The 19,860-nt window shown below is 64.1% G+C and carries 20 protein-coding genes; 18 read left to right on the top strand and 2 right to left on the bottom strand.

Annotation, left to right across the window (positions count from 1 at the left end):
• Positions 1 to 239 precede the first annotated feature (239 nt).
• The 11 genes from FFI87_RS09710 (at position 240) to FFI87_RS09660 (ending at position 11,729) form a co-directional block, all read left to right on the top strand.
• Positions 240 to 2,747, top strand: coding sequence for a type VI secretion system Vgr family protein (locus FFI87_RS09710; RefSeq protein ID WP_138847570.1), 2,508 nt, complete (start codon positions 240 to 242; stop codon positions 2,745 to 2,747).
• Positions 2,748 to 2,798: 51 nt separating this feature from the next.
• Positions 2,799 to 5,951 carry a lytic transglycosylase domain-containing protein gene (locus tag FFI87_RS09705; protein ID WP_186381697.1) on the top strand — a complete coding sequence of 1,051 codons (3,153 nt, stop codon included), beginning with the start codon at positions 2,799 to 2,801 and terminating at the stop codon, positions 5,949 to 5,951.
• 173 nt (positions 5,952 to 6,124) lie between these two features.
• Positions 6,125 to 6,991 carry a hypothetical protein gene (locus tag FFI87_RS09700; RefSeq protein ID WP_138847571.1) on the top strand — a complete coding sequence of 289 codons (867 nt, stop codon included), beginning with the start codon at positions 6,125 to 6,127 and terminating at the stop codon, positions 6,989 to 6,991.
• Positions 6,992 to 7,151: 160 nt separating this feature from the next.
• Positions 7,152 to 7,403, top strand: coding sequence for a PAAR domain-containing protein (locus FFI87_RS09695; RefSeq protein WP_138847572.1), 252 nt, complete (start codon positions 7,152 to 7,154; stop codon positions 7,401 to 7,403).
• A gap of 93 nt (positions 7,404 to 7,496) precedes the next feature.
• A complete protein-coding gene (locus tag FFI87_RS09690; RefSeq protein WP_138847573.1) occupies positions 7,497 to 7,685 on the top strand; it encodes a hypothetical protein in 189 nt (62 codons plus the stop codon).
• Positions 7,686 to 7,711: 26 nt separating this feature from the next.
• Positions 7,712 to 8,098 (top strand): IS3 family transposase, encoded by a 387-nt coding sequence (locus tag FFI87_RS09685; protein WP_138847574.1) that lies wholly within the window; start codon positions 7,712 to 7,714, stop codon positions 8,096 to 8,098.
• Between the two features lie 237 nt (positions 8,099 to 8,335).
• Positions 8,336 to 8,650, top strand: coding sequence for a Dabb family protein (locus tag FFI87_RS09680; protein WP_006753419.1), 315 nt, complete (start codon positions 8,336 to 8,338; stop codon positions 8,648 to 8,650).
• On the top strand, positions 8,647 to 9,126 hold the full coding sequence (locus tag FFI87_RS09675; protein ID WP_138847575.1) for a PaaI family thioesterase: 480 nt from the start codon (positions 8,647 to 8,649) through the stop codon (positions 9,124 to 9,126). Before FFI87_RS09680 ends, FFI87_RS09675 begins: the two co-directional genes overlap by 4 nt.
• A gap of 108 nt (positions 9,127 to 9,234) precedes the next feature.
• Positions 9,235 to 10,233: an NADP-dependent oxidoreductase gene (locus FFI87_RS09670; RefSeq protein WP_138847576.1), complete on the top strand. Its 999-nt coding sequence runs from the start codon at positions 9,235 to 9,237 to the stop codon at positions 10,231 to 10,233.
• Between the two features lie 61 nt (positions 10,234 to 10,294).
• Positions 10,295 to 11,254 (top strand): alpha/beta hydrolase, encoded by a 960-nt coding sequence (locus tag FFI87_RS09665; protein WP_011657089.1) that lies wholly within the window; start codon positions 10,295 to 10,297, stop codon positions 11,252 to 11,254.
• Positions 11,255 to 11,288: 34 nt separating this feature from the next.
• The gene (locus FFI87_RS09660) at positions 11,289 to 11,729 is read left to right on the top strand and encodes a GNAT family N-acetyltransferase (RefSeq protein WP_138847577.1); all 441 of its coding nucleotides are present in this window, start codon (positions 11,289 to 11,291) and stop codon (positions 11,727 to 11,729) included.
• Between the two features lie 45 nt (positions 11,730 to 11,774).
• On the opposite strand, the gene FFI87_RS09655 is transcribed toward FFI87_RS09660, so the two are convergent.
• On the bottom strand, positions 11,775 to 12,620 hold the full coding sequence (locus tag FFI87_RS09655; RefSeq protein WP_105834083.1) for an NRDE family protein: 846 nt from the start codon (positions 12,618 to 12,620) through the stop codon (positions 11,775 to 11,777).
• A 75-nt stretch (positions 12,621 to 12,695) separates the two neighbouring features.
• Positions 12,696 to 13,730, bottom strand: coding sequence for a YgfZ/GcvT domain-containing protein (locus tag FFI87_RS09650; protein ID WP_138847578.1), 1,035 nt, complete (start codon positions 13,728 to 13,730; stop codon positions 12,696 to 12,698).
• A gap of 77 nt (positions 13,731 to 13,807) precedes the next feature.
• On the opposite strand from FFI87_RS09650, the gene mltG reads away from it, so the two are divergent.
• From mltG to FFI87_RS09615, 7 genes are all read left to right on the top strand, one after another.
• The gene (gene mltG / locus FFI87_RS09645; RefSeq protein ID WP_138847579.1) at positions 13,808 to 14,827 is read left to right on the top strand and encodes an endolytic transglycosylase MltG; all 1,020 of its coding nucleotides are present in this window, start codon (positions 13,808 to 13,810) and stop codon (positions 14,825 to 14,827) included.
• Entirely contained in the window at positions 14,827 to 15,447 is a 621-nt protein-coding gene (tmk, locus tag FFI87_RS09640) for a dTMP kinase (protein WP_011657084.1), read from the top strand. The genes mltG and tmk overlap by 1 nt, the downstream gene beginning before the upstream one ends.
• Positions 15,448 to 15,465: 18 nt before the next feature.
• Entirely contained in the window at positions 15,466 to 16,494 is a 1,029-nt protein-coding gene (locus FFI87_RS09635) for a DNA polymerase III subunit delta' (RefSeq protein ID WP_105834086.1), read from the top strand.
• A 79-nt stretch (positions 16,495 to 16,573) separates the two neighbouring features.
• On the top strand, positions 16,574 to 17,356 hold the full coding sequence (locus tag FFI87_RS09630; RefSeq protein WP_138847580.1) for a TatD family hydrolase: 783 nt from the start codon (positions 16,574 to 16,576) through the stop codon (positions 17,354 to 17,356).
• A gap of 43 nt (positions 17,357 to 17,399) precedes the next feature.
• Entirely contained in the window at positions 17,400 to 18,107 is a 708-nt protein-coding gene (locus FFI87_RS09625) for an ankyrin repeat domain-containing protein (RefSeq protein WP_138848479.1), read from the top strand.
• A 119-nt stretch (positions 18,108 to 18,226) separates the two neighbouring features.
• The gene (locus tag FFI87_RS09620; RefSeq protein ID WP_006755340.1) at positions 18,227 to 18,583 is read left to right on the top strand and encodes a Rap1a/Tai family immunity protein; all 357 of its coding nucleotides are present in this window, start codon (positions 18,227 to 18,229) and stop codon (positions 18,581 to 18,583) included.
• 94 nt (positions 18,584 to 18,677) lie between these two features.
• Entirely contained in the window at positions 18,678 to 19,850 is a 1,173-nt protein-coding gene (locus FFI87_RS09615) for a mechanosensitive ion channel family protein (protein WP_012364044.1), read from the top strand.
• The last annotated feature ends 10 nt before the right edge of the window (positions 19,851 to 19,860 follow it).

Raw genomic sequence — 19,860 nt, 5'->3', positions numbered from 1 at the left:
GATAGCGTCAAGAAGACAGTCAAGAATCATCACGGCGCCTTTATTGTAGCAAGCGGACTTTGGTATGATCTTTGGAGGCATCTTCCGCGATCACACTTTGGGTCGGGTCCGCCTCTGCATGAAGGCATAATTTAATATTGTTGTTTGTGATTTGTAATTTTCATGTAACACATACGCAGTCCCGGCGTTTTGATGTCTAGTTACGGTCGGAAGCGTTCTGCACGAAACGGGGTAATCGCATGAGCGGGGAAGTCTTGCTGAAGGTGCTGCGCGGAGGCTACGCGCAGTTCGATCGCATCGTGAAACTTGACACGCCGCTTGGCGACGATTGGCTCACGCCGCTGTACGTCAAGATCAACGCGCGGCTCGGGCGCAATTTCGAGGTGACTGTCGATGCCTCGTCGGTCGTCGGCGACAAGATCAAGCTTAGCGCTCTCATGCTGCAACCCGTCACGCTCTGGATTCGCCAGACCGACGGCGGTTATCTGCCGATCCATGGCTATGTCCAGCGGGCTCGCCGCCTTGGAAATGATGGGACCATCTCGTATTTTCAGCTTCAGTTCTCTTCGTGGCTGAGCTTTTTGAAGCTCAGCAGCGATCGGCGCGACTGGCAGGAAGCCAGCGGCTGGCAAATTCTCACCGACGTATTCGACAAGCATCCGCAGGCTTCCGGCAACTATGGGCAGGAACTGCGCACGGCGATGCGGTCGTATTCGCACCGCGTGCAGTGGGAGACCGACTGGAATTTCGTGCATCGGAGTCTGGAGGAAGTCGGCGTGTTTCCGCGCTTCGATTTCGCGAAGGATGGCAAGTCGCATAAGGTCGTCATGATGGACGACCTGTATTTCGGGCCGCCGCTGCCGAATTCGGAGATGAAGTTCAGCCATGCAGGTACCGACGAGGATTTCGACGGACTCACCCAGTTAAGCGAACAGCAGGACGCACAAAGCGCGACGCTGACGCTCGGCACCGCCGACTACAAGCGTCCGGACCTCGACAAACAGGTCAGTACGCCGGCGGCAGACCTGGAGGATTTACCCGGCCAAGGTGAAGACTACCTCTATACCGGCTCACAGACCTGGGCCGAATCCGACATCGGGCAACAGCAGGCCCGCATCCGCACCGAGGAATGGGCCTCGCGAGCAAAGCGCTATTTCGCGATCGGCAGCCCGCGCTATGCATTGCCCGGCTACTGGTTCAAGGTGTCGGGGCATCCCGTCCTCGATGCCCTGCCGGAGGAAGAGCGCGAATTGTCGATCATCGCGAGTGACTGGCTGATTCAAAACAATCTGCCGGGCCTGGATGCGCTGACGCGGTTTCCACGCAGCCTGCGCAGCGAGATCGAACAGGTCCAGGCGGCTGGGACGGGTGCGACCGTGAGTCACCGCGATGGCGGCGTCGGATTTTTCCACGTCGAGATCGAGGCGCAACGCCGCAAGACACCGTTCCGCAGCCCGTTCGAGCATGAGAAGCCCGAAATGCATCTGCAGACGGCAATCGTCGTGACGGACAGCGACGAAGAAATCCTCACGGACGACGGCAACCGTGTGCGGGTCCGGACGTCGAACAGCCGGAACGACCGCAATACGAAGTCGACGTCATGGATCCGTGCGGCGATGCCGGACGCCGGCGCGAAGCGTGGCGGCTACTTTCCGTTGCGCAAAGACGACCTGGTGCTCCTGGGATTCGTAAATGGCGATTGCGACCGGCCGGTGATCATCTCGCGACTGCATGGTGGCGCGACGATGCCGGTATGGCATACGCACGGCCTGCTGTCCGGATTTCGGTCCCGCGAATACGGTGGAGACGGCTTCAACCAGCTCGTGCTGGATGACGCAAGTGGCCAGAATCGGGTCCAGCTTTCCACGACGAGTTATGCGTCGCACCTCCACCTTGGCTACCTGATCGAACAGTCCGATAACACGCGCGGCTCGTTCGTGGGCAGTGGCTTCGATCTCAAATCGGAGGCACATGGCGCGATTCGGGCGGTTCAGGGGCTGTCTATCTCTACCCATCCCGCCGCTGTGCAACCCATGAACGTCTCGGCTGCGACCGATCAGCTTGCGGCTTCCGAGGCGGTATTCGAGACGGTCTCGCAGGCGAGCGAAACGAATCGGGCCGAAAGCCTGCAGGACGGCAGCGATGCGCTGAAAGCCTTTACCGAGATGACGCAGCATAGTGTCCCCGGCGCAACACAAGGCGGGCGCACGGCCGGCGGCGGAACGGGGAGCGCCAGTGGTTTTGCGAAGCCGGCGCTGCTGCTGTCGAGCCCGGCGGGCGTCGGACTTTCCAGCCAGCAATCGATTCACGCGTCGGCGAATCAACAGGTCAACCTCGTGGCGGGGAAGAACGTCAACCTTGCGGCCGGGAAGTCGCTTCTCGCGAGCGTGATGGACAAGATCAGCCTCTACGCGCAAAACCTCGGGATCAAAATCTTCGCGACCAAAGGTCCCATCGAAATCCAGGCTCAGAACGATGCGCTGACGATGCTGGCGCAGCAGGACGTCAAGATCGAGAGCGCGTCGGGACGGATGATTCTGCGCGCGGAAAAAGAACTGATTCTTAACGTCGGTGGATCGTATATCAAGATCACGCCTGACATGATCGAGAACGGGACGTCGGGCCAGATTCTCGAGAAATGCGCATCGTGGGACAAGCCCGGGGCATCCACCATGACGTTGCGAGACCCGTTGAACGGCACGCCGGTGTCAAAGCACGGCGGTTACGCGGACGATTTTTCCGGTTGATCGGGACGCCCCATTTCTGAAGCACGATAACGACTTGCGATTCAAATTGCCATGACGGACAAGCACCCTTCCAAACAACCACCGAAAAAGCCCGAGCCGGACGCCAAGCCGGCGTACACGCCGCTTGCATGGAGCTATCCGTTTTCGCCTGCGACCAAGGAAGGTGCAACTCCGGATACCACGGATCCCATGACCTACATGAAGGTACTTGCGACCGCGGAGGATGGTTTTTATCCTCTCGGGGCCAGTGGCATCTGGCACGGCGGCATTCACTTCGGCCAGAAGACCGGCGAGGCGCTGAAACAGGACGACGGTGTACGCGCGATTGCCACCGGGGAGGTCGTCGCGTACCGGCTCGATAGCGAATACCCTACGCTGACCTATCAGGACCAGCGTCATGCCTTGTACTCGCGTGGCTTTGTGCTGATCCGCCATACCCTGCAATTGCCGCCGGCACCGAAGAAGCCGGATCCAGCATCCGCACCGTCGGATGCGCCGCCAGCCCCGACACAAGCACCCGCGCCGTCCAGTCCGCCACCCGGTGAAACACTGACGTTCTTCAGTTTGTACATGCACACGCTCGACTGGAAAACGTATAAGGCGGCGCTCGATCAGCCCAAAACGGCCAATGCGGATCCCAAGGCACCGCAACTCAAGCCTGCGCCCTACTGGGAAGTCGACCGTTCGTATCGCGCATTGAAACCGAACAAGCAGGATCTTCCCAAACGCAAGCCGATCGATCCCGGTGCGCTCGGCGACGATTCGTCGCCGCAGCAACAAGGCCCGGACGATGCATTGCCGGAGCCTGTAGCGGGTGTGCGGGTTCGGATTATTCCGAACGGGAAACTCCTCGGCTTGCTGCCCGAGGGAACGGAACTTACCGTGAACGAGGCCGATAACGGCGGCCGCAAGGGATGGGCAAAGATCACGAAAATCATTAAAGGTGAGCCGGTGGGTCCGGTCGTCGGTCAGGCGCCCGATGTGCAGTTGAAGTGGGGTTACGTTTTCGTTTCCGAATTGGCGCCGATCCCTCAGTCCGGCCCCGTCGACAAGGTGGTCGTGCTCAAGAAACCGTATCCCGTCAAGGCGGGAGACGTCGTCGCGCATATCGGACAATACCAGCGCTACAGGGAAGCCAAGCCTACCCCCCCGCTACCCACTCGGCCGTTGCTCCATCTCGAAATCTTTGCAGGCCCCGATCTTCCTGCGTTCATCACCAAGAGTCAGGCTCGCGCGCAGGAGTTGCCAGAGACGGACAAGCCATTTCTGGAAATTTTGAAGGGCGCGAAACTCGTGACGAAAGCGCCCGATCCGGATTACACCCTCGAGCAGACGGGTTTGAAGCTGGTACCGGTCAGCGATCCGAAATCGCGATGGGTCAAGGTGCAGCCCAAGACCGTGAAAATGCCTGCCGAGCAGCCGGAGCCGCCTGCTCCTGCTGGCAAAGGGAAGCACAAGCCAAAGCCAGCGAAAAAGCCGGACGAGACGTCGACCGGTAGCCCGTTCTGGGTCGACAGCAGCCTGGGTCTGATCAATCAAATGACAACAGCCCCTGTCAAGGGCTGGAAAGACTTTCCGCTAAAAGTAAGTCAGGCAGAGGGGCCAGGCACGGACTTTAGCAATGTGTTGCGGATAATCGATCTCGACAAGGAGGGTCCGCAGAGCTTGGCACGAGAAGACAAGGACGCGAGTGGAAAAGCCAAGCGCTGGTGGAACGTGACCGTTGGCACGAAAGACGGTGGAACTCGTCAAGGATGGGTGCGCGAGCAGGACCATCCCAAGGTGAAACTGTGCAGCCCGTGGGACTGGCCGGGGTTCGAACTCGTCGACAACAGTTCGACCACAATGGTCGATATGTTCAAGCGTTATCTGTTCGTCGCCGGACTCGCCATGGGAGAGGATCAGGACAACTTCAAACCGAGTGCGGATGCGTTGGCCACCAGTGACCTCATCCAGAAGCTCGAACAGGCCATTGATGTCAATCACGATGGCAAGGTGACGGCGGCAGAACTGGCGGATGCGCAAAAAACGAAGTGGTTGGCCGAGGCAATCTCGCATATGGTCGTGAAGAGCGAGAGCGAATGGGGCGGCAACATGGGGAAGTGGGAGGACATCTTGCCCCATATGAAGCTCGTGCCGTGGAAATGGCAGAACGAGATGGACCGGATCAAGAAGCTTCAGTGGTGGGAGGAAGTTCAGGGTATTGACGCGAAGATTCTTCCGAAAGAGCCGAAGCCGTGGCATTTTCATCCGATTGGGCTGATTGGAAATTTCGTTCAGAGTGGCGGTGAGTGCGATTGCGGTTGCTGCATGACCGTTACCGGAACACGCTTCATGCATACCAAGACTGATCCGTGGTACGGGCCACAGCATTCGGGCAAAATCTCGCTAGGAAATTGCCCAGCGCTAGCAACAATGCGTGCCAAAGGAACTTTAGGCGATGTAGAAGAGAAGATTCTGCGTGCCATGTCTCAGAATGAAGGCTGTGTGGATACTGTCCAGGCGATCGACATTGCTATCATCAGCGCAGGTGCGATGCAGAAGACCATTCGAGGCGATGCTAGTGGGGGCGAATTAGCCGTTCAGATCGCGGTGTTCCGCGACACGCAACCTGACGCATATCAACAGTACTTTGCCGATTGCGGCTGGACCGTGACCGGTTCTGGTGGTGATGCGCAGTTGGGTTATGCACATCCCACATTCACGAATGGCGTTCGGCTAATCGGTCCCGAACTATACAAGGCACTCCGACGTGACTGTTCTAAAGACACCATGGGCAAGCCGGTGAAGTGCCCGCCAGTTGCATCGATGGCTCACGGAGTATCGTCGCCGCTATACCAGGAACTGCAGATCAAGGATTTCGTCGATCGTCTCAATCAGGCTATCAACAAGTATCCAAACGGCTATTCCTATCGGATCAGGGATTATCTACAGTCGCCGCTTGGGCGCGCGACCGTCTTGGATCAAGATGTAAATTGGCCCAGTCAGACGTCGGACAGCATGAGAGGATCGTTAGACCGGTTTTTCAGCCACAATCCACAAGTGTCACGGAATCCTGCGGATTGGGGGGCGAACAGGGGTTCGTACGAGGCCAGCATTTTGCAGGACTACGGGCCAACTCGCGCTATGGCGAAGGTAAACGGGGCGTCGGTTGCGCCGGGGCGTTATCAACATTTGGTCCAAGCTTTGGGAATGCCATCTTGAAAGACTCAGCGTTAAAACTTACGAGGCCGCGTGTTCAGTTGTTTCGGGAAGGTTCCCCGCGCACGCTTGTCACGCATGTCGGAACTATGCTCGCGATGACTATGCTTTGGTCAGGTCTTGCAAGCGCAGCACAGCAGTCCACTCTACGCTTTGCATTGCCTGGCGGAGCAGCAGTGATCTATAGCAATGCGGCGAACCCTCAAGATCCATTGCCCCGTCGGGCCTGGAAGAAAGCGGTTTTCTCCTTTCCGAATGGAACGACGTTTGGCCTGCTGCCACGAGCAGGTGAGTCGAACGCCGGCGGGGGAACGCAGATGGAGCCGCCTAACAAATGGAATATCTCTCCTTCAGGTCAATATGTAATCGTCATGCGAAACGACCAGGGAACAGTGTTCATGGGGCAAGGGCAACCGGAAACGGTGCTGAACCGGGAGTACTGTTCCATGATTGAGATAAAAACAGGCTGTATTACGGCCGAGCAAACCGGAGAGATTTGTGGAGCGGGTTGGCAACCGAGTCAAGGTGCCCAGTGGGGAACAGATTCCCAAACTTCGATGATGCTCACGCGCGATCGTCCATCGGCAATCAACAAGTTGGCCTCCATCAATGCAGGACAGCCCCCGCATTTACTGATGCGCAATGCTTCGGGGGCCGACAATCTCTTGCGGTGTGACCCACCTTCCTCTGCCAATCGCGAGTCCTATCAGAAAATTGCAGCGGCTCTCAAGTCGGACGGGGCGCGCGTCGATGCGCAACTGATTGATATGGCGCTTTCGAGAGGATCTGCCGCCACTGTAGGTACGCCAGTAGCGCAAGAAGTGGGTGCTGCAGGCCCGACCGCCACGGTATCGGTCGCAAAAGCGACTCTGTTCACAGCCCCCGACGACGCGACCGCAAGTCGAGCCTATCTCGTCCAGAATGATGTCGTAACCGTACTGAAGCAGTCTCCGACTGGGTGGGCCTACGTAGACTACGTTAACGCATCCGGTAAGCATTTGCTTCGTTGGATTAAAGCCGATCAGATATCGATCAAGCAATGATGCAAGTTGCCAAGCTCCACTCGAGAATATGAATTTCATTCAAGTCTCTTGAAGCGGAATTTCGAACGGGGTAGGGCATTGAGCAGTTTCGGGGTATGGCGTTGATGATTGGGGAACCGGCGAGCAGCGCCTTTGGAGATCAAAAACTTACGGAACCAGAATGATTAATCTGATTCGAGTTGGGGATGCCACTGACCACGGCGGCAAGGTCGAAACCGGTTCAACGAAGATGCGCTTCGATGGTCGCTTTGTAGCTCGTAAGGGTGACCTTGTCTCTTGTCCGCAGCACCTCAGCGTCTCACCGAATGTCATCGAGGAAGGCGATCCATCGATGACGGATGATGGCATCCCGATCGCGAGACACGGACATCGCGCCACATGCGACTGTCTCCTGATATCAAGTTTCGTTTGAGTCTGATGTCGACCGTGTCGGCAACTATCTTCGTTTGCACTCGCAGATGTGTTGCACCTCATGTCTGGCACTGTTGTCGGCTCGAATTGTTAGTTGGAACTCAGTTTGCTATTGGCAACGGGTGCAGCTTTTATGGCAACCGGTGACGATCGTCTCTCAAATATTCGTGACTATCTCACGGCAGGGGGATTCGCACTGACGGCCTGCGAGTGGCGCGGCGTCTTGAGTCAGTATCAGGCGCTGGACATCCAGGTTTTGAAGGACGTTCTCGGAAAAAAGTGAGTTCGCCCGCGCAGTACCGATAAGTTGTGCAGCAGGTGATTGACCAGCACGACTATTCGGAGCGCCGGGCGTGCGCGCTCCTTGGCCTGAATCGCCGAACGTTCCGGCGGCCGGCGCCACCTGACGCCGACCATGAAGTTCGGCAACGGCTGCGCGAGCTGGCAGAGGAGCGGCCACGATTTGGCTCGCCCCGCCTGCACGTCTTGCTGCGCCGGGAGGGTTTGGTCCAGAACCACAAGCGCACTGAGCGGCTGTACCGCGCAGAAGGCCTGTCGCTTCGCCTGAAACGTCGAAAGAAGCGCCCGAGTCATCTACGCGTGGTCATGCCGACGCCCAACGGCGCCGACGAAGGCTGGGCGATGGACTGGAGCCAGACGGATTCACCAAAAGATACAGTCCATTGCCCTCGGTAAGTTTGGTAGGCTTGTTGTTGCTTTCGCTTGTCGGATTTCGACGTCGGTGAGTGGCACGGTAAAAAGACGGGTCTCGTCGTTGGACGATTCGAAATCGCCCCCGCTTTGCTACCCGCTTTTTACTACGCTCGCCACGATTCCCGACAACCGCAAGCAAACGATGAAAAGGGCACTTGATGCCCGACTGGCAAGGGTTCCAGGCGAATCGCCGAACCACCACGAACTGGAGCAAACGAAGTGATCAGACATATCGTCATGTGGAAGTTGAAGGAATCGGCGGAAGGCGGCACGCGTGCGCAGAACGCGCTGAAGCTGAAGGAAAAGCTCGAAGGCTGCCGCGATCTCGTGCCGGGCATCCTGCAGCTCGACGTCGGCGTGGCGACGCCCGGCCTCGACGCGACGTCGGACGTCGTGCTCGTGTCCGATTTCACGGACCAGGCCGCGCTCGATGCGTACCAGGTGCACCCGGTTCACCAGGAAGTGAAGAAATTCGTCGTTGCGGTAGCCGAATCGCGCCAGTGCGTCGACTATTTCTCCGAAAGCGCACGATGACCGACGCGGCATCCCCGACGGACGGCCCGTCGATCGAAAGCCCGTTCGTCGATCTGCTCGGCGTGCGGCTCGTATCCGCGAAGGACGGCGCGAGCGAGATCGTGCTGCCGCTCGACGAGCGGCACATGAACACGTGGAGCATCGCGCACGGCGGCGTGACGATGACGCTGTCGGACATCGCACTCGCGATGGCCGCGCGCAGCCTGACCGACGACGGCGTCGGCGTCGTCACGGTCGAGATGAAGGTGAACTTCATGCAGCCGGGGCGCGGTGAGCTGCGCGCGTACGGACGCGTGATGCATCGTTCGACGACGATGGCGTACTGCGAAGGCGAAGTGCGCGACAGCGATGGCAACTTCGTCGCGAAGGCGCTCGGCACGTTCAAGTACATGCGGCGGCTCGCGGTGGGCCGCGACATCAAGCGGCAACGCACGCGCACGGCGCCGGATGCCCAGCCCGGCCCGAGCGACGCGTAAGCGCCGCAACGAGCGGCCCTGCCTGATCGAAGGCAGGGCCGTTTTATTTTGCGGCACGGATCCGCAACGGGATGGCGATACGGCGCGAATGAAGCCAAGGAGACAACGATGGACACGGTCAACCGCCAGATCCTGCTGGTGTCACGCCCGCAAGGCGCTGCCAGCGCCGACAACTTCCGGCTCGTCGAAACGCCGCTCGCCCCGCTCGCCGCGGGCGAATTGCGGGTACGCAATCATTTCCTGTCGCTCGATCCCTACATGCGCGGCCGCATGAACGATACGAAGTCGTACGCGGCGCCGCAGCCGTTGAACGAGGTGATGATCGGTGCCACCGCGGGCGAGGTGATCGAGTCCCGGCACCCGGATTTCGCGGTCGGCGAGCACGTCGTCGGCCAGTTCGGCTGGCAGGAATACGGCACGTCGAACGGCGGCGGGCTGCGCAAGGTCGACACGTCGCGGGTGCCGCTGTCCGCATGGCTCGGCGTGACCGGCATGCCGGGCGTGACCGCGTGGGTCGGCCTAAACTGGATCATCGCGCCGAAGGCCGGCGAAACCGTCGTCGTCAGCGCGGCAAGCGGCGCGGTCGGCAGCGTGGTCGGCCAGCTCGCGAAACGCGCCGGATGCCGCGCGGTCGGCATCGCGGGCGGCCCCGACAAGTGCCGCTACGTGGTCGACACGCTCGGCTTCGACGCGTGCGTCGACTACAAGGCCGGTCGGCTGGCCGACGACCTGGCCGCCGCGACGCCGGACGGTGTCGACGGCTGCTTCGAGAACGTCGGCGGCGCGGTGCTCGACACGACGATGGCGCGGATGAACGCGTTCGGCCGGATCGCCGTATGCGGGATGATCGCCGGCTACGACGGCGTGCCCGCGCCGCTCGCGAATCCGGGCCTGATCCTGCGCTCGCGGCTGACGATGCAGGGTTTCATCGTGTTCGAGCATCCGGACGCGTGGCCGCCCGCGCTGGCCGAGCTGAGCGAACTCGTCGCGACGAAGCGGCTGCATTACCGCGAGTCGATCGCACACGGGCTCGAGCGGGCGCCGGACGCGTTCCTCGGGCTCCTGAAGGGCCGTAATTTCGGCAAGCAGCTGGTGCAGCTCGTCTGACCCGCGCGTGGCATCATGTGACGCTTGTCCGTTCACGGCGCCGCACGCGCCGTCCTCACCGATGCCGCTGAATCCGAAGATCGCCCAAGTGCTCGACATGGTCGAGCGCGCGAAACGTCCGTCCTATCACCACCAGACGCCGCAGCAGGCGCGCGCCGCGTACGAGAAGAGCGCGCCCATCCTCGACGTCGCACCCGCGCCGATGCATTCGGTCGAGGCCTGCGTGGTGCCGACGCGCGACGGCCGCTCGATCGGCGCGCGGCTGTACCTGCCGGTCGAGCCGAGCCTCGCCGAACCGCTGCCGGCGCTGGTCTATTACCACGGCGGCGGCTTCACGGTCGGCAGCGTCGACACGCACGACGCGCTGTGCCGGATGTTCGCGCGCGACGCGCAGTGCGCGGTGCTGTCGGTCGATTACCGGCTCGCGCCCGAACACCGGTTCCCGACCGCGGTGAACGACGCCGACGACGCATTGCGCTGGCTGCATCGCGAGGCCGCCGCATTCGGCATCGACGCGACGCGGCTCGCGCTCGGCGGCGACAGCGCGGGCGGCACGCTCGCGACGGTCTGCGCGGTGCTCGCGCGCGACGCGGGCATCGACCTTGCGCTGCAGATGCTGATCTATCCGGGCGTGACGGGCTACCAGGACACCGGATCGCACGCGCGGCTCGCGAACGGCTACCTGCTGACGCAGGACACGATCCAGTGGTTCTTCACGCAATACGTGCGCGATCGGTCCGATCGCGACGACTGGCGGTTCGCGCCGCTCGACGGCAAGCGCGGTGCGCCGTCGTTCGCCGGGGTCGCACCGGCCTGGATCGCGACGGCCGAATACGATCCGCTGCACGACGAGGGCGCCGCGTATGCAGACAAACTACGCGCGGCCGGCAATTCGGTCACGCTGGTCTGCTATCCGGGGATGATCCACGAGTTCTTCAAAATGGGCGGCTACGTACCCGAGGTGCGGGCCGCGCATGCCGACGCGGTGGCGGCGCTCAAGGCGGCATTCGACGACGTTTGACGGCGGCGGCGCTCGACGCCGCGCGGAGGAAGCGATGACCGACGACTGGGTGGAAACGGGCGACTGGACGGTGCTGGGCGGCGATGCCGCGCGCATTCGCGATGCGGTGTTCGTGCGCGAGCAGCGGATTCCGCCGGAATGGGAGCTCGACGACGAGGATCCGCTGTCGCTGCATGCGGTTGCCTACCGGGTCGATGCGGCGACCGGCACCCGCCGCGCGGTCGGGACCGGACGGCTGCTGCGCTCCGGCACGATCGGCCGCGTCGCGGTGCTGGCCGACGCGCGCGGGCAGGGCGCCGGATCGGCCGTGCTGCACGCGCTACTGGACGCGGCGCGGCATCGCGGCGAACCGGTCGTGCGGCTCTACGCGCAGGATGCCGCGGTCGCGTTCTACGTACGGCACGGTTTCACGGCGATCGGCGACCGGTTCGTCGAAGTGGGTGTGCCGCACGTCGAGATGGCGCGCGCGCCCTAGAGCCCGTTATTCGTATGAACAGGCCCGGGCGCCGCTCGCACAGGCTCAGCGCGGCTGCGTCGCGTCGATGTCGAACGTGAACGCGCGCTCGAACGTGCCCGGCCGAACGGTACGGTGCGAGCCGTCGTCGTCGCAGCGTTCCTTGATGTCGACCGTCAATCGCACGCCTTCCTTCATCGTCACGCGCAGCGCGGTCGTGCCGCGCGTACCGTATTCGGGCGTCTCGATGAACGCGGCCGACAGCGCACGCTCGCGCTCGATCGGAATGCCGGTGTGCGGCAGCGCGTCGTCGTCCGCGACGCGCGGATCGCGCATCAGCTCGATCAGTTCGTCGAGCGACGGGGTCGGATTGTCGGTGAGCAGCGTGCCGAGTTCCGCGCGCTTGCGCACGATTTTCGGCCAGGGCGTATCGAGCCGCGCGTTCGACAGTGCATGCACGCCGGCGCTGACCGCGACCGGCGGCGCGACAGCAGTTTCGCCTTCGGCCGGGCGGTTGCAGAACCACGCGAGTTCGCGCCGCTTCCAGTCGCCGACCAGCAGGTTGAAGCCGTTGTACACGGCCGAGTGCTCGGCCAGCGCGCCGAGATAATCGAGCGGCGCGACCGGCGGGCCGCCGAGGAAATCGGATACGAGCTTGCCGCGGGTTGGTGCGCCCGCGCGAATGTCGAACGGCGCGCGGTAATTGGTCAGCGCCGCGAAGCGGCCGTCGCGGGACACGCCGAGCCACGTGCCGCCCGCTTCGAGATCGCGGCCGGCCAGCACGCCCGGCACGTCCTCCCACCACGAAAGCGGCGCACTCGTACGGCGAAAGAATTCGTCGCGATTGGCGATGAGGGTAAAGACAGGACCGGCGGCGGCATCAGGCTGCCAGTCGAAGGCAATCAGACACATCGGGCGAATCTCTCGCAGGAAACATCGCGCGCCGGCCGCTACGTGCGAACCGGCGTGCAACAGGTTGTCAGTGCGTCACGCTTCCGTCGGCCATGCGTACGGTAGCGCGTCGAACGCGAGCGGCGGTCCGTCGGCCGCACCGAGGTGCACCGTGCCGCTGTCGAGCGCGGCCAGCTTGATTTCGACGAGCGCATCGACGCCGCCCGCGGGTGCGGCGGCCGCATTGACGATCATTCCGCACGGCTGGCCCGGGTCATCGCTGTGGAACAGCTCGACGCCGGCATGCACGGTGTCGGTCTCGCCGGCGACATGCGCGAGCGCGGTGCGGCGCTTGATCGTGCCGCGGTACTGGCTGCGCGCGACGACTTCCTGGCCCGGGTAGCACCCCTTCCTGAAGTTAACGGCGCCGATCACGTCGAAGTTGACCATCTGCGGGACGAACTGTTCGACGGCCGGCTGCGTGATGCGCGGCTCGCCCGCGCGCACGTCGAGCCAGTCCCATACGGCCGGCGACACGACCGGCAGCTTGCCGCCGAGCGCGGCGAGGCGCGTGTCGACTTCCGCGCGCGGCCCGATCCACAGATAGCGCTTGCGGCCTGCCGCGTCCGGCACGCGGATCAGCGCGCCGGCCGGGCCGTCGACCTTCACGTGCACGCCGTCCGGCAGCGCGTCGAAGATGCCCGACAGCGCCTCGCGCACGTCGCCCGCGAAGCCGACCACCGCGAGCGTGTCGCTCGCGTCCGTCAGTTTCGCCTTCGAGCGCAGCACGAACATGGACAAGCGTTTCTGAACGGCGGCCTGGACGTCCTTCGAGACCAGCAGCTGCACGCCGTGACCGGCGCGCCAGGCGAGGAACGACGCGAGCAGGCGGCCTTTCGCCGAGCAGTAGCCGGACAGGCGCGCACTCGCGGCATCGAGATGCTCGATGTCGTTGGTGAGCTGGCTGTGCAGGAACGTCGCGGCGTCGTCGCCGGCCACGTCGATCACGCCGAACTGCGGGAGCGGCATGCAGGCGCCCGGCGCGTCGAAATCGGCAGCGGACGGGCGGGGGGAAACGGGGAGCGAGGCAGTTGCGGCCTGGGCAGCCGGTGAAGCGAACGGTGTGCTCATGGAATGAGGGAACAGTCAACCCTGACTTTGACGGAGGCGAGCAAGTATTATATGGGTCTTACCTGAGTCACGTTTCCATGTCCCTACTGAAGAAATGCGCCGCGACGATCGTGGCGCTGGCCGTCGTTGTGGCCGCTGCCGGCGCGGGCGGCGGGTATTACTGGGCGACCCGGCCGCTGTTGCTGGGCTCGGCGTCGCTCGACGTCACGATCAAGCCGCGCAGCAGCGTGAAGAGCGTCGCGCTGCAGCTCAAGCGCGGCGGCGTGCCGGTCGAGCCGCTCGGCTTCGTCGCGATGACGCGCGTGCTCGGGCTGTCGAGCCGGCTCAAGTCCGGCAACTACGAATTCAAGACCGGCATCACGCCGTACGACGTCCTGCAGAAGATCGCGCGCGGCGACGTGAACGAGTACGTCGCGACCGTGATCGAGGGCTGGACCTTCAAGCGGATGCGCGCGGAGCTCGACGGCAATCCCGATCTCGCGCACGCCACGGCCGGCATGAGCGATGCCGAGCTGCTGCGCGCGATCGGCGCGTCGGACGCCGCGATCCAGCGCGGCAGCGGCGAGGGGCTGTTCTTTCCCGACACCTACCTGTTCGACAAGGGCACGAGCGACCTGAACATCTACCGGCGCGCGTACCACCTGATGCAGACGCGTCTCGACGAAGCATGGGCCGCGCGCGCGCCGGGGCTGCCGTACAAGACGCCTTACGAAGCGCTGACGATCGCGTCGATCGTCGAAAAGGAAACGGGCCACGCGGCTGACCGCACGTTCGTCGCGGCGGTGTTCGCGAACCGGCTGCGCATCGGGATGCCGCTGCAGACCGATCCGTCGGTGATCTACGGCCTCGGCGACGCGTACGACGGCCGCCTGCGCAAGCGCGACCTGCAGGCCGACACTCCTTACAATACCTATACGCGCCGCGGGCTGCCGCCGACGCCGATCGCCCTGCCGGGCGTCGCCTCGCTGCAGGCGGCGATCAATCCGGCCCAGACGGGCGCGCTCTATTTCGTTGCGAAGGGCGACGGCACGAGCGTGTTCTCGGATACGCTCGGCGATCACAACAAGGCCGTGGACAAGTACATACGAGGTCAATAATGGCGAGCGGTAAATTCATCACGTTCGAAGGCATCGACGGGGCGGGGAAGACCACCCACCTGCAATGGTTCTGCGAACGCCTCCAGGCGAAGCTGGCCGCGGGCGGCCGGCAGGTCGTCGTCACCCGCGAGCCGGGCGGCACGCAGCTCGGCGAGAAGCTGCGCGAGATCCTGTTGAACCAGCCGATGGACCTGGAGACCGAAGCACTGCTGATGTTCGCGGCCCGGCGCGAACACCTCGCGCTCGTGATCGAGCCCGCGCTCGCGCGCGGCGACTGGGTCGTGTCCGATCGCTTCACCGACGCGACGTTCGCGTACCAGGGCGGCGGCCGCGGGTTGCCGCGCGACAAGCTGGAGACGCTCGAGCGCTGGGTGCAGGGCGGCTTCCAGCCCGACCTGACGGTGCTGTTCGACGTCGCGCCGCAGGTGGCGAGCGAGCGCCGCGGCGCCGTCCGCATGCCCGACAAGTTCGAAAGCGAGTCGGACGCGTTTTTCTCGCGCACCCGCGGCGAATACCTGCGGCGCGCGGAAGAGGCGCCGCACCGCTTCGCGATCGTCGACGCGACGCAGTCGATTCCCGAGATCCGCCAGCAGCTCGAACGCGTGCTCGCCGCGCTGTAACCCGAAGGAACGCACCACATGATCTATCCGTGGCAGACCGACGACTGGAACCGCCTGCAGCAACTGCGTCCGCAATGGCCGCATGCGCTGCTGTTGCACGGCCAGGCCGGAATCGGCAAGCTGCAGTTCGCGCAGCATCTCGCGCAGGGCTTCCTGTGCGAAGCGCCGCAGCCGAACGGCGAGCCGTGCGGCAGCTGCGCGGCCTGCACGTGGTTCGCGCAGGGCAACCATCCGGACTACCGGATCGTGCTGCCCGAGGTGCTCGCGGGCGAAGCGCCGGGCGCGGTCGACGACGCGAAGCCGGCCGACGCCGATGAAGGCGGCAAGAAGACGCGCGCGCCGAGCAAGGAGATCAAGATCGAGCAGGTGCGTGCGTTGCTCGATTTCTGCGGGGTCGGCTCGCACCGCGGCGGCGCGCGCGTGGTCGTGCTGTATCCGGCCGAGGCGCTGAATGTCGCCGCGTCGAACGCGCTGCTGAAGACACTCGAGGAGCCGCCGTCGGGCGTCGTATTCCTGCTGGTGTCGGCGCGCATCGACCGGCTGCTGCCGACCATCATCAGCCGCTGCCGGCAGTGGCCGATGACCGTGCCGGCACCCGACGCGGCCGCGGCATGGCTCGAGGCGCGCGGGGTCGACGATGCGCGTGCGCTGCTCGCCGAAGCCGGCGGCGCGCCGCTCGCCGCGCTGGCGCTCGCGAGCGACGAGAACCGCCCGCTGCGCGATTTCACGCTCGGCCAGCTCGCGGCCGGCGCCGCGTGCGATCCGTTCGCCTGCGGCGAGACGCTGCAGAAGCTGCCGGTGCCGCTGGTGCTCGGCTGGCTGCAGCGCTGGCTGTACGATCTGCTCGCGCAGCGCATGGCGGGCGCGCCGCGCTACTTCCCGATGCAGGCGGCCGCGCTCGCGCGTTGCGCGGAGGCGGTCGACGCGAACGCGTTCGCGCGCTTCATGAAGGCCGTGACGCGCCAGCGGACGGTCGAGAACCATCCGCTCAACGCCCGGCTCGTCTTCGAGGAACTGTTTCTCGGTTATCGGGAAATGTTCGCGTGAGCGCGGATTGTTTCCTGCGAGTGGGGAAACGATTGCCGGCGAGCGCGTGAGCGCCCGTCTTACGTATTCAGGAAACACGATGTTCGTCGATTCTCACTGCCACATCAATTTCAAGGGTCTCGCCGACCGCCTGCCGGCCGTGCTGGAGAACATGCGCGAGCACGACGTCACGCACGCGCTGTGCGTGTCGGTCGACTTCGAGACGCTGCCCGACGTGCTCGCGATCGCGCAGGCGCACGACAACGTCTATGCGTCGGTCGGCGTGCATCCCGATCACGAGGACGCACGCGAGCCGACGCTCGCGGAACTGATCGAGCTGGCCGCGCACCCGAAGGTCGTCGCGATCGGCGAGACGGGCCTCGACTACTACCGCCTCGAAGGCCGCTCGATCGCCGACATGGAATGGCAGCGCGAACGCTTTCGCACGCATATCCGCGCGGCGACCGCGACGATGAAGCCGCTGATCATCCATACGCGCGCGTCGTCGGAAGACACGCTGCGGATCATGGCCGAGGAGCGCGCGGACGTGCCGGGCGGCGTGATGCACTGCTTCACCGAGCCGTGGCCCGTCGCCGAGCAGGCGCTCGCGCAGAACTTCCATATCTCGCTGTCGGGCATCGTCACGTTCAAGAACGCGACCGACGTGCAGGACGTCGCGCGGCGCGTGCCGCTCGAGCGGCTGCTGATCGAAACCGACTCGCCGTACCTCGCGCCGGTGCCGTATCGCGGCAAGCCGAATGAACCTGCGTACGTCAGCCATGTCGGACGTTTTATCGCATCCGAGCGCGGGATCGCCGTCGAGGCGCTGGCCGATGCGACGACGCAGAACTTTTTCCGGCTGTTCAAGATCGCCCGCTCATGACGCGCGGCCAGCCGACAACCCAGGGAAGGAGCCCACAACAATGATGAAGCTGACCACATACCTGCCCAAGCGCGCCCTCGTCACCGCCGCACTCGTCGCGAGCGGCCTGTTTGCCGTCGCCGGCACGCATGCCGAGTCGCTCGACGCGATCGTCAAGGCGGTCAAGTTCGACGACATCGACGACATCGGCAAGCAGCTGAAGAGCGGCAAGCTCGATCCGAACACGCTCGCGCCGAACGGCGACCCGATCCTCGTGATCGCCGCGCGCGAGAAATCCGACAAGGTCGCCGCCGCGATCGCGACGACGCCGAACGTCGACCTCGAGAAGGAAGACAAGGCCGGCGAGAACGCGCTGATGCTCGCATCGCTGAACGGTGATGTCGGCCTCGTCAAGCTGCTGATCGACAAGGGCGCGGAAGTCAGCAAGAAGGGCTGGGCGCCGCTGCACTACGCGGCCACCAACGGCCAGGACGCGGTCGTCAAGATCCTGCTCGACCACGATGCATATATCGACACGGCGTCGCCGAACGGTACGACGCCGCTGATGATGGCCGCCCGCGGCAACCATGCGACGACGGTCAATCTGCTGCTCGACCAGGGCGCCGATCCGCAGGTTAAGAACCAGCTCGGCATCACCGCGCTCGAGTTCGCGAAGCACTACAAGGCGCCGGACGCGATCGACATCCTGAGCAAGCGGACGGTGCGTGTCGGCGCATCGGCGCCGGCCGATGCCCAAAAGAGTGCAAAATGACGGTTTCGGCGCGGCGGCTAAGCGCCCGCCCGGCCGGAATCCGGCCGGCAGCGGGTGTGCGGCCGCCGCGTCGGTCAGTGCAGCGAGCGGCCTGGGGCCGCATTGACATAAGGAACACCATGTTGCGGGCTATGTTTTGTGCCGCGGCGTTTGCCGTGCCGTTGTCGGCGGCGGCTTTCACGGGCGCGGATCTCGACCGGCTGTGCGCGAAGACGGACGTCAAGTCGCGGGCGTCGTGCGCGGCCTACATCGAAGGCGCCGCCGATGGCGTCTACAACACCATCGACGCGATCGGCGGCACTACCGGGCCGCGCGTCGGGCAGTACTTCTGCCTGCCGCCCGACATCCGGGCGCAGCAGATGACCGACGCGGTGCGCAAGTACATCGCGGAGAACCCGAAGCTGGCCGACTACAACGCGAGCACCGCGGTGTCGCTCGGTCTCGGCAAGGCGTTCCCCTGCAGGGGCGGCAGTTGATCTGACGCCGGATCCGGGCGCATGCGGCCCGGACGTCGCCGACGCATCCAGGACGAGGCCGCCGCGCCTCATAACCGAAGCATCCCGGGCGCCGATGATTTCAATCGAGGAACTGCAGCGCATCGCCGATGCGCCATTGCATTCATGGCTCGGCACGCTGATCGTGTCGGTCATCGTCGTGCTTGTCGTGTTGATCGTGCATCGTCTCGGCGCACGCATCGTCAAGCGCATCGCGCAGCCGTATCCGCTGATGAGCGTGATCCTGCGCTATATCGACAAACCGTCGCTCGTCACGCTCGCGTTGCTCGCGCTCGAGTTCGTGTGGCTCCAGGCGGACGAGAGCATGTCGTTCGTGCGCGGCATGCGCACCGCGGCCGCGGTCGGCTCGATCGTGTCGCTGACCTGGCTGCTGGTGCGGCTCGCGGCCGGCGTCGGCGACGCGATCATCCAGGCCCATCCGATGGATACGGCCGACAACCTCCACGCGCGGCGCGTCCACACGCAGGCCAAGGTGCTCGTGCGGACCGTCATGGTCCTGATCGTGATCATCGGCACGGGCGCCGCGCTGATGACGTTCCCGAACGTGCGCCAGATCGGCGCGAGCCTGCTGGCGTCGGCCGGCGTTGCCGGCCTGGTCGCCGGTATCGCCGCGCGGCCGGTGCTCGGCAACCTGATCGCCGGGCTGCAGATCGCGCTTACGCAGCCGATCCGGCTCGACGACGTCGTCGTGATCCAGGGCGAGTGGGGGCGCATCGAGGAAATCACCGGCTCGTTCGTGTCGGTGCGGCTGTGGGACCAGCGGCGCCTCGTCGTGCCGCTGCAGTGGATCATCGAGAATCCGTTCACGAACTGGACGCGCAGCAGCGCGGAAATCATCGGCACGGTGTACCTGTCGGTCGACTACCGTACGCCGCTCGAGCCGCTGCGCGAGGAGCTCGCGCGGCTGGTTCATGCGGCGCCCGAGTGGGACGGCCGCGTCCAGGTACTGCAGGTGACCGACGCGACGGAGCGCGCGATGCAGTTGCGCGCGCTCGTCAGCGCGGTCGATTCGTCGTCGTGCTGGGACCTGCGCTGCCGTGTGCGCGAAGGGTTGATCGCGTACCTGCAGGCGCGTTTTCCGCAATGCCTGCCGCGCAGCCGGATGGAGCTGTATCCGCATGATTCCGCACCGGACGCGCCGAATCCCGTTCGGCCGCATGCGCGCCAGCCCGCCGCCAGCACGGCGGCCAACACCGCCGCCGATCCGCAGGCCGTCGACGGCCGCTGAAACGTGGCCC

The organism is Burkholderia sp. KBS0801, assembly GCF_005937855.2.
GTDB lineage: Bacteria > Pseudomonadota > Gammaproteobacteria > Burkholderiales > Burkholderiaceae > Burkholderia > Burkholderia ambifaria.
This window is presented reverse-complemented; position numbering and strand designations above follow the sequence as displayed.

Bases quoted from the DNA above. Each gene is read 5' to 3' on its own strand.
- FFI87_RS09635 (WP_105834086.1), top strand. From the start codon at position 15,466: ATGATCTATCCGTGGCAGACCGACGACTGGAACCGCCTGCAGCAACTG.
- FFI87_RS09695 (WP_138847572.1), top strand. From the start codon at position 7,152: ATGATTAATCTGATTCGAGTTGGGGATGCCACTGACCACGGCGGCAAG.
- FFI87_RS09655 (WP_105834083.1), bottom strand. From the start codon at position 12,620: ATGTGTCTGATTGCCTTCGACTGGCAGCCTGATGCCGCCGCCGGTCCT.
- tmk (WP_011657084.1), top strand. From the start codon at position 14,827: ATGGCGAGCGGTAAATTCATCACGTTCGAAGGCATCGACGGGGCGGGG.
- FFI87_RS09665 (WP_011657089.1), top strand. From the start codon at position 10,295: ATGCCGCTGAATCCGAAGATCGCCCAAGTGCTCGACATGGTCGAGCGC.
- FFI87_RS09670 (WP_138847576.1), top strand. From the start codon at position 9,235: ATGGACACGGTCAACCGCCAGATCCTGCTGGTGTCACGCCCGCAAGGC.
- FFI87_RS09650 (WP_138847578.1), bottom strand. From the start codon at position 13,730: ATGAGCACACCGTTCGCTTCACCGGCTGCCCAGGCCGCAACTGCCTCG.
- FFI87_RS09660 (WP_138847577.1), top strand. From the start codon at position 11,289: ATGACCGACGACTGGGTGGAAACGGGCGACTGGACGGTGCTGGGCGGC.
- FFI87_RS09710 (WP_138847570.1), top strand. From the start codon at position 240: ATGAGCGGGGAAGTCTTGCTGAAGGTGCTGCGCGGAGGCTACGCGCAG.
- FFI87_RS09625 (WP_138848479.1), top strand. From the start codon at position 17,400: ATGAAGCTGACCACATACCTGCCCAAGCGCGCCCTCGTCACCGCCGCA.
- FFI87_RS09675 (WP_138847575.1), top strand. From the start codon at position 8,647: ATGACCGACGCGGCATCCCCGACGGACGGCCCGTCGATCGAAAGCCCG.
- FFI87_RS09630 (WP_138847580.1), top strand. From the start codon at position 16,574: ATGTTCGTCGATTCTCACTGCCACATCAATTTCAAGGGTCTCGCCGAC.
- FFI87_RS09615 (WP_012364044.1), top strand. From the start codon at position 18,678: ATGATTTCAATCGAGGAACTGCAGCGCATCGCCGATGCGCCATTGCAT.
- FFI87_RS09705 (WP_186381697.1), top strand. From the start codon at position 2,799: ATGACGGACAAGCACCCTTCCAAACAACCACCGAAAAAGCCCGAGCCG.
- mltG (WP_138847579.1), top strand. From the start codon at position 13,808: ATGTCCCTACTGAAGAAATGCGCCGCGACGATCGTGGCGCTGGCCGTC.
- FFI87_RS09620 (WP_006755340.1), top strand. From the start codon at position 18,227: ATGTTGCGGGCTATGTTTTGTGCCGCGGCGTTTGCCGTGCCGTTGTCG.